The organism is Pseudonocardia sp. KRD291 (assembly GCF_019263595.1).
Taxonomy (GTDB): domain Bacteria; phylum Actinomycetota; class Actinomycetes; order Mycobacteriales; family Pseudonocardiaceae; genus Pseudonocardia.
Window position 1 is genome coordinate 1 of record NZ_JADQDD010000201.1, and the last position, 11,773, is coordinate 11,773.

8 protein-coding genes are annotated in these 11,773 nt (G+C 73.3%); 6 read left to right on the plus strand and 2 right to left on the minus strand.

Features of this window, described 5'->3' with window-relative positions; genetic code table 11:
* Positions 1–7: 7 nt before the first annotated feature.
* The gene (locus I4I78_RS23075; protein WP_218613570.1) at positions 8–955 is read left to right on the plus strand and encodes a YafY family protein; all 948 of its coding nucleotides are present in this window, start codon (positions 8–10) and stop codon (positions 953–955) included.
* An 84-nt stretch (positions 956–1,039) separates the two neighbouring features.
* On the plus strand, positions 1,040–1,969 hold the full coding sequence (locus tag I4I78_RS23080) for a TIGR04222 domain-containing membrane protein (RefSeq protein WP_218613565.1): 930 nt from the start codon (positions 1,040–1,042) through the stop codon (positions 1,967–1,969).
* Positions 1,970–1,985: 16 nt separating this feature from the next.
* Here I4I78_RS23080 and I4I78_RS23085 read toward each other — a convergent pair whose 3' ends face one another.
* Together I4I78_RS23085 and I4I78_RS23090 are read right to left on the minus strand one after the other, a co-directional pair.
* Entirely contained in the window at positions 1,986–3,224 is a 1,239-nt protein-coding gene (locus I4I78_RS23085; protein ID WP_308252300.1) for an MFS transporter, read from the minus strand.
* Positions 3,225–3,314: 90 nt separating this feature from the next.
* The gene (locus tag I4I78_RS23090; protein WP_374225896.1) at positions 3,315–5,468 is read right to left on the minus strand and encodes a malate synthase G; all 2,154 of its coding nucleotides are present in this window, start codon (positions 5,466–5,468) and stop codon (positions 3,315–3,317) included.
* Between the two features lie 268 nt (positions 5,469–5,736).
* On the opposite strand from I4I78_RS23090, the gene I4I78_RS23095 reads away from it, so the two are divergent.
* From I4I78_RS23095 to I4I78_RS23110, 4 genes are all read left to right on the plus strand, one after another.
* The gene (locus tag I4I78_RS23095; protein ID WP_218613567.1) at positions 5,737–7,191 is read left to right on the plus strand and encodes an FAD-linked oxidase C-terminal domain-containing protein; all 1,455 of its coding nucleotides are present in this window, start codon (positions 5,737–5,739) and stop codon (positions 7,189–7,191) included.
* 90 nt (positions 7,192–7,281) lie between these two features.
* Positions 7,282–8,442 carry an FAD-binding oxidoreductase gene (locus tag I4I78_RS23100; protein WP_218613568.1) on the plus strand — a complete coding sequence of 387 codons (1,161 nt, stop codon included), beginning with the start codon at positions 7,282–7,284 and terminating at the stop codon, positions 8,440–8,442.
* Between the two features lie 59 nt (positions 8,443–8,501).
* Positions 8,502–9,836 (plus strand): (Fe-S)-binding protein, encoded by a 1,335-nt coding sequence (locus I4I78_RS23105; protein ID WP_218613572.1) that lies wholly within the window; start codon positions 8,502–8,504, stop codon positions 9,834–9,836.
* Between the two features lie 115 nt (positions 9,837–9,951).
* Positions 9,952–11,649, plus strand: a complete 1,698-nt coding sequence (locus tag I4I78_RS23110) for an L-lactate permease (RefSeq protein WP_218613569.1) — start codon at positions 9,952–9,954, stop codon at positions 11,647–11,649.
* Positions 11,650–11,773: the final 124 nt, after the last annotated feature.

The following is an 11,773-nucleotide window of genomic DNA, read 5'->3' on the forward strand; positions in this document are numbered from 1 at the left end:
TCGGCTCATGCGTGCGGACCGGCTCGTGGCGACCGTCCTCCTGCTGCAGGCCCGCGGCCGGGCGACCGCCGCCGAGGTCGCCGGGGAGCTCGAGGTGTCGGTGGCGACGGCCCGTCGTGACCTGGAGGCGTTGTCGAGCGCCGGCGTCCCGGTCTACGCCCAGGCCGGGCGCGGGGGCGGGTGGTCGCTCCTCGGCGGCGCCCGCACCGACCTGACCGGCCTGACCTCGACCGAAGCCACCGCGTTGTTCCTGCTCGCCGGGCCCGCCGCGTCGGTCGCGCCGCCGGTCCGCTCCGCGCTGCGCAAGCTCGTCGGCGCCCTGCCGGACACGTTCCGGGCCGACGCGGAGGCCGCGGCGGACGCCGTCGTCGTCGACGCGGCGCGGTGGGGGGCGCGGGACCGGGAACGCCCCGCCACGGTGGACGCGCTACAGGACGCCGTCGTGCGCAGGCGGAAGGTCGAGATGGTCTACGAGGGTCGCGACCACCGCCGCTCGCACCGCGTCGTCGACCCGTGGGGCCTGGTCGACAAGGACGACGTCTGGTACCTCGTCGCCGGCACCGAGGACGGGCAGCGCACGTTCCGCGTCGACCGGATGGTGACGGTCACCGTGACCGGCGAGGTCGCGCACCGCCCGGACGGGTTCGAGCTCTCCCGCGAGTGGGGCCGGGTCGTCGACGAGATGGAGCAGCGACGCTCGATGCTCTCGGCGACCGTGCTGATCGCGGCACGGCTCTCGCCGATCCTGCGCGACCGGTTCGGCCGGCACGGCGAGGAGATCGGGATCGCCGACGACGGCCGCGCGCGGGTGCGGGTCGCGGCGCCGACCCCGGTGTCCATCGCCCAGGAGCTCGCCGGGTGGGGCGCGGCGGTCGAGGTCGTCGAGCCGGAGTCGGTGCGGGCCGAGCTCGCACGTCTGGGGGCGGAGCTGGTGGCGCGGAACCGACTCCGATGACACGTCGAGATCGGCGTCCTGTCGGTGGTGCGTGGCACCATCACTGCCCGCGACGAGATCCGATCGGTCCGGAGGGAGCGTGTGGTGACGACGATCCTGGCCGCGCCCGACGGCGGGCTCCCGACCACTGCGTCGGTGCTCTGGCTCGTGGCCTACCTGACGGTCGCCGCGGCGGCGGTCGGCTCGGCGGTGCTGCGACGGCGGGCCGTCCTGCGGGCCGCCCCGCCTGACGACGCCGACACCGACGGCCCGGACCCGTACGAGCTGGCCTACCTCTACGGCGGGCCACGGCTGGCCCTACTGGCGGCGCTGGCCGCATTGCACGTGTCCGGCCGGGTGCGGATCGTCGACCACCTCGTCTCCGCCGCGCCGCCGGGCCGGGACGTCGGCGGCGCGGCGCCCGACCTCCTGGAACGAGCGGTCCTGGGTTCGGCCGCAACTCCGCGCAACGGCACCGACCTGGCCGCCGCCGGCCCGGTCGAGGACGCTCTGACCGCGCTGCGCGACGAGATGACCGGCCGCGGTCTGCTGCTGCGCGACGAGCAGCGCGCGGCGATCACGCGCTGGCGGACCTGGCTCGTCGCGCTGGTGGGTGTGGGGGTCGCCGGGCTGGTCCCGGCCGGGATCGTGGGTGGCTCGGTCGGGTACCTGGTCCTGGTGCTGGTCGCGCTGTCCGTGGTGGCCTGGTGGTGGGGGCGCCGGACGGTGCCGTTCCGACCGGTGGCCGGCGACGACACGCTGGCCCGGCACCGGATCGAGCACGAGGCGTCCTCACCGCGGTGGGAGCCGGACCGGACCGCGACCGGGCCCACGGCCGCCACGGAGGTCGGGCTGTTCGGGATCGGCGTGCTGTGGATGGCCGACCCGGCCTTCGCCGGGCAGGTACTGCCCACCGGCGATCCGGACAGCACCGACGTCACCAACGCCGGGTTCTGGAACGTGCCCAGCCACGGCGGGCACATCGAGTACTACCCCGATCGGGTCCCGATGCTCATCGCCGGTGGTGGCGGGTGAATGCCACGCTGCGGGCTCACCGCACCGTCTCGACGACCGCCGCCGGTGGGCGGGCGACCCGCCGCGCCCCGACGACGACCAGGCCCAGGCACACCACCTGCATCACCGCGACCACACCCAGCAGCACCGGATACGAGGCCACCGGCGTCAGTGCCGAGAGCACCAGGGGGAGCAGGAAGCCGACGTAGGTCAGTGTGTAGAACACCGCCGTCAGACCGGCGAGGTGCTCCGGCGCGGCGATCCGCTGCACCTCCTGCAGACCGGAGAGCAGCGTGAACCCGTACCCGGCCCCGAGCAGCACCGCACCGGCGAACGCGACCGGGATCGAGGCCGTCGCCGCGGTCAGCGCGGCCACCAGGGTCCCGGCGACCACGAGCACGATCCCGATCCGGGTTCCCGCCAGGCGCGACCGCGCGTCCACCCGGCGGGCCAGGGACTGGGCGAGGAAGCCCGACGCCAGGGTCACGCCGGTGATCAGCGTGGCGATCAGCAGGCCGTAGGAGCCGACGGCGTCGCCCAGGGTCGTCGGCTGCACCGCGAACGACAGCGACGCCGCACCGAACACCCACGGCGCGGCGGGCAGCACCAGCCACACGAACCGCGGGTGCCCCGTCGCCGGCACCTTCAGGTCGGCCAGCAGCGAGCGCGTCGACCGCGTCCCGGACGGGTGCGTCTCCGGCGCGCGCACCAGCCACCACACCGCCGGGACCATCAACAGGACGTGCACGACGTAGGGCAGCTCCATCGGCAGCGGCGCGAACTGCGCCAGCAGCCCACCGACCAGCGGCCCGACACCGAAACCGCCGGTCAGGGCCAGTGCAGCGCGGCGAGCGCCCGCACCGGCGTCCGCGGACGGGTCGTGCGGAGGCCCGGAGAGCTCCTTGACCCACGTCGTCGCCACCGCCATCGCGACGCCGATGCACACACCGAACAGCAACCGCCCGGCGTAGAGCAGGACCTCGGAGAACGCGCCCAGGGCGATCACCGCGCTGGCCGGGATCGACACGGCCGCGGCCGGGAGCAGCACCCGTCGCCGTCCCCAGCGGTCCGACGCCGGCCCGCCGAGCAGCAGCCCGGGCGCCAGCCCCACGACGTAGACGGCGAAGAACGCGGCCACCACCGTCGCCGGGTAGTGGCCCTGCTCCCGGTACATGACCATCAGCGGGCTGAACTGGTTGGCGCCGTAGGCGACGCCGAACAACGCCACCGCCGGGCGCATCCAGGCCCGTGCGGTCGCCCGCTCCTCGCCGGTCACCGGTGTCCCTCCTCGTAGGAAACCTCGCGAACGACCGTGACGCCCGTAGCGGTGGTCGCTACGAACGTCACGGTCGTCGTCACTGCAGGGTCAGGCGTTCGCCTTCGCGCGCCGGCGCCACTGGGTCAGGGTGCGCTCGGTGTAGCCGTTGGGCTCGGACTTCCCGGTGAACACCAGCTCCAGGGCGGCCTGGAAGGACTCGCTGCCGTCCAGGTCGTCGGCCATCGGGGGGTATCCGGGCTCGCCGGCGTTCTGCTCGTCGACCAGGGCGGCCATCCGCGCGAACGTGTCGCGGACGGTCTTCTCGTCGACGACGCCGTGGCCGAGCCAGTTCGCGATCAGCTGACTCGAGATCCGCAGCGTGGCGCGGTCCTCCATCAGACCGACGCCCTCCAGGTCGGGCACCGTGGAGCAGCCGATGCCGAGACCGACCCAGCGCACGACGTAGCCGAGGATCGACTGCGCGTTGGTCTCCAGCTCGTGCGTGCGGTCGGCGTCGGACAGCGTCGACGGGTCCGACAACGGCAGCTCCAGCAGGTCGCGCCGGTCGGCCGTCTTCCGCGACGCCAGCTCGTCCTGGACGGCGTGCACGTCGACGCGCAGGTAGTGCAGCGCGTGCACGGTCGCGGCGGTCGGCGAGGGCACCCAGGCGCAGTTAGCGCCGGCCTTCGGGTGCCCGATCTTCTGCTCCAGCATCTCGGCCATCGCGGCGGGCTTGGCCCACATCCCCTTGCCGACCTGCGCGGAGTGACTGAACCCGGCGCCCAGCGCGACGTCGACGTTGCGGTTCTCGTAGGTCTGCAGCCAGGTCGTCGACTTCATGTCGCCCTTGCGCAGCACCGGTCCCGCGGCGAAGCAGGTGTGGATCTCGTCGCCGGTGCGGTCGAGGAAGCCGGTGTTGACGAAGATGACGCGCTCGCGGGCCGCGGCGATGCAGGCGGCGAGGTTGAGCGTGGTGCGCTTCTCCTCGTCCATGATGCCGATCTTGAGGGTGTTCGCCTGCAGGCCGAGTGCCTCCTCGACGGCCGCGAACAGCTCGACGGTGAGCGCGACCTCGTCGGCGCCGTGCTGCTTGGGCTTGACGATGTAGACGCTGCCCGCGCGGGAGTTCGTGTGCGGCCCCTTGCCCTGCAGGTCGTAGAGGGCCGCGGTGGCCGCGACCAGCGCGTCCAGCACGCCCTCGTTGACCTCGGCGCCGCCGGCGGTGCGCACCGCGTTCGTGGTCATGTGGTGCCCGCAGGTGCGGACCAGCATCAGCGAGCGGCCGGGCAGCGTGAGCTCCGCGCCGTCGGCGCCGGTGTAGGACCGGTCCGGGTGGGCGCGGCGGGTGACGGTCTCGCCGCCGCGGGAGAACTCCGAGGTCAGGTCGCCGGTCATCAGGCCGAGCCAGTTGCGGTAGGCCAGCGCCTTGTCCTCGCCGTCGACGGTCGCGACCGAGTCCTCGAGGTCGACGATCGTGGTGACGGCCGACTCCAGCACGACGTCGGAGACACCGGCGTGGTGCTGGCGCCCGACCTGCGTCGTCGGGTCGATCGTCAGCTCGGCGTGCAGGCCGTTGCGGACCAGCAGCACCGCGCCCCTGCCCTCGGCGTCGGTCGCGCGGAAGCCGACGAACGCGGACGTGTCGGCGAGGCCGACCGTCCCGTTGGCGGTGTCGGCGACGAGACCCTCGGTCGAGGCCCGGTAGGCCGTCACGTCGGCGTGCGAGCCCTTGGCGAGCCCGAACAGCTCGTCGAGCAGCTCGTCGGCGGCCGCGATCACCTGGGCGCCGCGCTTCTCGTCGTAGCCCTTGGCGAGCTCGTGGTCCTGCGGGAGCACGTCGGTGCCGTAGTAGGCGTCGAACAGCGAGCCCCAGCGGGCGTTCGCGGCGTTGAGCGCGAAGCGGGCGTTGGTCGAGGGCACCACCAGCTGTGGGCCGGGGACCTCGGCGATCTCCGGGTCCACCCGGTCCACGTCGATCGCCGGCGTCGACGAGGGCTCGGGCTTCAGATAGCCGATCTCGGTCAGGAACTTCTCGTAGTCCCCGCGGGAGCCCGCGCCGTGCTCGGCGTGCCAGGCGTCGATCCGGGCCTGCAGGTCGTCGCGCAGCGCGAGAGCCTCGGCGATCCGGGGCGCGAACCGCTCCTGCAGCGCCGCGAGCGTCGCCCAGAAGGCGTCGGCGCTCACGTCCACGTCGGCGAGCAGCTCACCTTCGACGAAGGCGCGGAGTTCGTCGTCCACCTGAAGTCCGGCGGCGTCAGCCACTGTGACCATCCTCTCTGCGTGGGGCACGGCCCGATCTGGTCCACTGTCTACCAGTGGAAGTAAGTTTTCGCATCATGGAAGTTCCCGGCGTCACGTCGTGAACTTCCGGCCGGGCGGACTGTCGGTGCGCCGTCGTAGTCTCGTCCCACCGGGAGAGGCGACGGCACACTCGAGCGACGACCGAGCAGCCACAGCACCGTCCGACCGCCTGCCGTGCGGGTACCCGTTTCGGCCGCCCACCACCACGTGCGCGACAAGGAGTGCAGAGATGCCACTGGATCGCCGGATCGTCGACGAGTTCGTGGGCGTCCTGGGTGCCGCCGACGTCCTGTCCGACCCGATCAGGACCCGCACCTACGAGTGCGACGGGCTGACCGGCTACCGGGTGGTGCCCGAGCTGGTCCTGCTCCCCCGCACCGCCGAGGCCGTCGCGGGCTGCGTGAAGGTCTGCGCACGCCACGGCGTCCCGTTCGTCGCCCGCGGCGCAGGCACCGGGCTCTCCGGCGGCGCGCTGCCGGTCGCGGACGGCGTCGTGATCGGGCTCAACCGGCTCAACCGGGTGCTCGAGGTCGACGTGGAGAACCGCCGCGCCGTGCTGGAGCCCGGCGTGACGAACCTGGAGATCACCGCCGCCGCGTCGCCGTTCGGGCTCTACTACGCGCCGGACCCGTCGAGCCAGCAGGTCTGCACGATCGGCGGCAACGTCGCGGAGAACTCCGGCGGCGCGCACTGCCTCAAGTACGGGTTCACCACCAACCACGTGCTCTCGCTCGAGGTCGTGCTCCCGGACGGGTCGCTGGTCACCCTGGGCGGTGACTCCGCCGAGCAGCAGGGCCCCGACCTGCGCGGGGTGTTCCTCGGCTCGGAGGGCACGCTCGGGATCACCACCAAGATCACCGTCCGGCTGCTGCGCACGCCGGAGACCATGCGCACGCTGCTGGCCGACTTCCCCTCGGTCGCCGCGGGCGGGCAGGTGGTCTCCGACATCGTCTCGGCCGGGATCGTGCCGGCCGCGGTGGAGATGATGGACGCACTGGCCATCGAGGCCGCCGAGGGCGCGACCGGCGCCGGCTACTCACTCGACACCCCGGCCGCGCTGGTCGTCGAGCTGGACGGCACGGCCGAGGAGTGCGACGACCAGTTCGAGCAGGTCAAGGCCATCTGCGACAAGCACGGCTGCACCCGCCTGCACATCGCGGGCTCCCCCGAGGAACGCGCGAACATCTGGCGCGGGCGCAAGGCCGCCTTCGCCGCGGTCGGGCGGATCAGCCCCGACTACATCGTCCAGGACGGCGTGGTCCCCCGGACCCGGCTGTCCGAGGTGCTCGACAAGATCGCCGAGATGGCCGACGAGTCCGGCATCCGGGTCGCGAACGTGTTCCACGCCGGGGACGGGAACCTGCACCCGCTGGTGCTCTACAGCGAGGCCAACGGCGAGGCCGAGCAGGCCGAGACGCTCTCCTCCCGGATCGCCGAGCTGTGCGTGGAGATGGGCGGGTCCCTGTCCGGCGAGCACGGCATCGGCACCGACAAGGCCTGCTCGATGCCGCGGATGTTCGGCGAGGAGGACCTGGAGGCGTTCCACCGGGTCCGCGCCGCGTTCGACCCGGACGACATCTGCAACCCGGGCAAGCTGTTCCCGACCCCGCGGCTGTGCGGCGAGCGGCCCGGCAAGTACCGCCCGCACCCGCTCGAGGAGCACGGCGCGATCGAGCGCCTGTGACATCGAGCGCCTGTGAAGTCGAGCGACTGTGAACCCGCACGCCCTGCACCCGTCCGAACCGACGGTCCCGTCCGACGAAGGGCCACCGAGATGACCCGCGCCGCACCCACCACGCTGCGCCCCACCACACCGAGGGAGGTCCGGGACGCCGTCCTGGACACTCCCGGCCGCCTCGCCGTCGCCGGCGCCGGTACGGCCGCCGACTGGGCAGGCCGCCTGCACGACATCGACGCCAGGCTGGAGACCACCGGGCTGACCGGCGTCATCGCACACAACCCGGGCGACATGACCGTCTCGGTGCACGCCGGAACCCCGCTGCGCGACCTCGCCACCGAGATCGGCACGCACCAGCAGCGCGTGGCCCTCGACGCCGCACGCGTCGGGCGCGGCGCCACCGTCGGCGGGCTGGTGGCCACCGCCGACGCCGGCCCGTCCGCACTGGTCTACGGCTCCGTGCGGGACCTGGTGATCGGCACGACGACGGTGCTCGCGGACGGCACGATGGTGCGCAGCGGCGGGCACGTGATCAAGAACGTGGCCGGCTACGACATGGCCAAGCTGCTGCACGGCTCCTACGGCACGCTCGGCGTGCTGGTCGAGGTCGTGCTGCGCCTGCACCCGGTCCCGAAGGCGACCGCCACCGTCGCCGTCGAGGGCCCGCTCCAGGCCGCGGCCGAGCACACCGCGCGGCTCGTGCAGAGCCCGCTGGAGCCGATCGCCTGCGAGTGGGTCTCCGGCGACCCGGGCCGGCTGCTGGTCCGGCTCGAAGGCGGTGAGTCGACGCTGCACCTACGGGTCGCACGCCTGGTCGAGCTGCTCGGGGACGGCGCGCACGAGGTCGACGAGTCGGTCTGGGACGAGCACGCGGCGCTGACCGCGGGCGGCCCCGGGCCCGGTGGCGACGGTGGCGATACAGGGGGCCCGGCCGTGGCGCCTGACGGTGCCGTGCTGCGGATCGGTGCGGCACCGACCCGGCTGGCCCCGCTCGTCGCGGAGCTGCCGGCCACCGCCGTCACCGCCGGCCTCGGCACCGGGGTGGCGACCGTGACCGTCCCGGGCGCCGCCGTCGCCGAGACACACGACGCGGTCGCGGCCGCGCACGGCACGTCGGCGCTGCGCTCGCGCAGTGCCGATCTCGACGCCCCCGCCTGGGGTCCCGCCCCGTCCGGCCTGCCGCTCCTGAAGGCGATCAAGAACAGGCTCGACCCGGACGGCCGGCTCTCGCCCGGCCGCTTCGACCCCTGGATGTGAGGACGACCGAAGTGAGCACACCCGAAGTGAGCACACCCACCGGTTCCGCCGGATCGAAGATGCCGCAGCAGGGCCCCAGCGCGTTCGACGCGATCCGCCCGCCCGAGCGCGAGCTGCTCGACGACTGCGTGCACTGCGGCTTCTGCCTGCCGACCTGCCCCACCTACCAGCTCTGGGGCGAGGAGATGGACTCCCCGCGCGGCCGGATCCTGCTGATGGACCTGGCCCAGAAGGGCGACATCGGCCTCGACGGTCCGTTCACCGAGCACATGGACAACTGCCTGGGCTGCATGGCGTGCGTGACGGCCTGCCCGTCCGGGGTCCAGTACGACAAGCTGCTCGAGTCGGTGCGCCCGCAGATCGAGCGGAACGTGACCCGGACGAAGTCCGACTCGCTGTTCCGCGAGGCGATCTTCGCGCTGTTCCCCTACAAGAGGCGGCTGCGTGCCGCGGCGCTGCCCGGCGCGCTGTACCAGAAGCTCGCGACGGTGCCCGCGGTCCGCAGGCTCGCCGCGAAGCTCCCCGGCCGCCTGGCCGCGATGGAGTCGCTGCTGCCGCCGGTGACGCTCCGCGAGGCGTTCGCGACGCTGCCCGTGCACACCGCGGCGATCGGGAAGCGACGCGCGCGGGTGGCGCTGCTCTCGGGCTGTGTGCAGGACGTGTTCTTCCACCGCGTCAACGAGGCCACCGTCCGGGTGCTCTCGGCCGAGGGCTGCGACGTGCTGGTCCCGCGCGAGCAGCAGTGCTGCGGCGCCCTGGAGGTGCACGCCGGGCGTGAGGAGTCCGCGCTGGGCCGGGCGCGGCGCACGATCGCCCGCTTCGAGACCCTCGACGTGGACGCGATCGTCACCAACGTCGCCGGCTGCGGCTCGTCGATGAAGGAGTACGGGCACCTGCTCGCCGACGACCCCGAGTGGGCCGCACGCGCCGAGGCCTTCAGCGCCCGCGTCCGCGACGTGAGCGAGGTCCTGGCGGAGCTGTACTCCCGCGACGACGACGGCGGCCCGCGCGCCCCGCGCACGCCGGTGCAGGGACGGGTGGCCTACCACGACGCGTGCCACCTCGGGCACGCCCAGGGTGTGCGGGAGCAGCCGCGAGCGGTGCTGCGCACGATCCCGGAGATCGAGCTCGTCGACATCGCCGAGGCGGCGCTGTGCTGCGGCTCGGCCGGGATCTACAACATGATCATGCCGGATGCGGCCGCCGAGCTGGGCGAGCGCAAGGCCGGCAAGATCCGCGACGCGAAGCCGGACGTGGTGGTCACCGCGAACCCGGGCTGCCTGCTCCAGATCCGCAAGTACCTCGGTGAGGGCGCGCACGGCCCGGTCCCGCTGCTGCACCCGGTACAGCTGCTCGACGCCAGCATCCGGGGTGTCGAGGTGCCGCGGAGCTGACCGTCCTCCCGGGGGTGCCCGCGCGCCCCCGGGATCGCTCGACGTCCGCGGAAATCTTGTCCCGCAGGGGGTCGCGTCGGGCGGAACCTCCGGCCGGGTGACACACTCCCGGGTCATGGCGGAATGGTCGGCGTTGTCCTTCTCGTCCAGCACCCTCGCGGCGTACCAGCAGGACCCGCAGGCGGTGGGCGGCTCGTTGCTGCTCTCGGCGCTGCTCTCGGCGTTACCGCTGGTCACGGTGTTCGTCCTGCTCGGTGGGTTCCGGCTGAAGGCGCAGTGGGCCGCGCTGGCGGGCCTCGCGGTCGCCCTGGTGGTGGCCGTCGCCGGTTTCGGGATGCCGGTCGGGCAGTCCCTGCTGGCGGCCTCGCACGGTGCCGTGTTCGGGCTGTTCCCGATCCTCTGGATCGTGGTGAACGCGTTGTGGGTCTACAACATGACGGTTGCGACCGGGCACTTCGACGTGCTGCGGCGCAGCTTCGGTTCACTGTCGTCGGACACCCGGACCCAGGCGATCCTGGTGGCGTTCTGCTTCGGCGGGCTGCTCGAGGCCCTGGCCGGGTTCGGCGCGCCGGTGGCGATCACGTCGGTGATGCTGATGGCGCTGGGCTTCCGGCCGATCAAGGCCGCGGTGGTGGCGCTGGTCGCGAACACCGCGCCGGTCGCGTTCGGCGCGATGGGTGTTCCGGTGATCACGCTGGCCCGGGTCAGCGGGCTGCCGTTGGACCAGGTCGCGTCCGTCGTCGGCCGCCAGACGCCGCTGCTGGCGGTGTTCGTGCCGCTGATCCTGGTGTTCATCGTCGACGGCCGGCGCGGCCTGCGCGAGGCGTGGGCCCCGGCGCTGGTCTGCGGCGTGGTGTTCGCGATCGGCCAGTTCGCCACCTCGAACTTCGTGTCCGTGGAGCTGACCGACATCGTCGCCTCGTTCCTCGGCGCGATCGCCATCGTGCTGATGGCGCGCCTGCGCCCGAACGCGGTGTGGGCCGCGCGCGAGCCGGCGACGGCCCGGGCGAGCGTCGGCGCATCGGCGGGCACCGGTGGTGGCGACGCCGCGGACGACGCCCCGGTCCACGACTCCCCCGCCGACATCCGCCGCGCCTACGCCCCCTACGTCGTGATCGTCGCCGTGTTCGCGCTGGCGCAGGTGCCCGGGCTCAAGGGCGTGATCGACTCGTTGAAGATCGCGTTCTCCTGGCCGGGACTCGACGTCGTCGACGCGGCGGGCAAGCCCAGCAGCACCACGATGTTCTCCCTGACGTGGCTCTCCACCGCCGGGACGCTGATGGTGCTCGCCGGGATCCTGGTCGCGCTGCTGCTGCGGGTGGGCGCCGGCCGCGCGGCGGCGACGTGGTGGCGCACGGTGGTCGAGCTGCGCTGGGCGATCCTCACCGTCACCTCGGTGCTGGCGCTGGCCTACGTGATGAACGCGTCCGCCCAGACCACCGCGATCGGGCTGCTGATCGCCGGGGCCGGCGGTGCGTTGGCGTTCCTGTCGCCGGTGCTGGGCTGGTTCGCGGTCGCGGTCACCGGATCGGACACCTCGGCGAACGCGCTGTTCGGGTCGCTGCAGGTCACCGCGGCCAACGGCGCCGGGTTGCCGCCGGACCTGCTCGCCGCGGCGAACTCCTCGGGCGGGGTGCTGGGCAAGATGCTCTCCCCGCAGAACCTCACGATCGCCGCCGTCGCGGTGAAGATGGAGGGCGAGGAAGGCACGTTGCTGCGCAAGGTGATCGGCTGGAGCCTGGGGATGCTGGTGGTGCTCTCCGGGATCATCGCGCTGCAGGCCACACCGGTACTGGGGTGGATGCTGCCCTGATCGGCGGAGCCCGGCGCTCCCGGCGCCGGACCTCCGGACGGACGGCGCCGCCGGGCCCCGGAACGAACGGTGCCCGCGGGCCCGGAACGGACGGCGCCGCCGGACCTCAGAAGGGGCGGCGCCG

Excerpts from the sequence above, each read along its gene's own strand:
- I4I78_RS23075 (WP_218613570.1), top strand. The coding sequence starts at position 8 with ATGCGTGCGGACCGGCTCGTGGCGACCGTCCTCCTGCTGCAGGCCCGC.
- I4I78_RS23095 (WP_218613567.1), top strand. The coding sequence starts at position 5,737 with ATGCCACTGGATCGCCGGATCGTCGACGAGTTCGTGGGCGTCCTGGGT.
- I4I78_RS23100 (WP_218613568.1), top strand. The coding sequence starts at position 7,282 with ATGACCCGCGCCGCACCCACCACGCTGCGCCCCACCACACCGAGGGAG.
- I4I78_RS23105 (WP_218613572.1), top strand. The coding sequence starts at position 8,502 with ATGCCGCAGCAGGGCCCCAGCGCGTTCGACGCGATCCGCCCGCCCGAG.
- I4I78_RS23110 (WP_218613569.1), top strand. The coding sequence starts at position 9,952 with ATGGCGGAATGGTCGGCGTTGTCCTTCTCGTCCAGCACCCTCGCGGCG.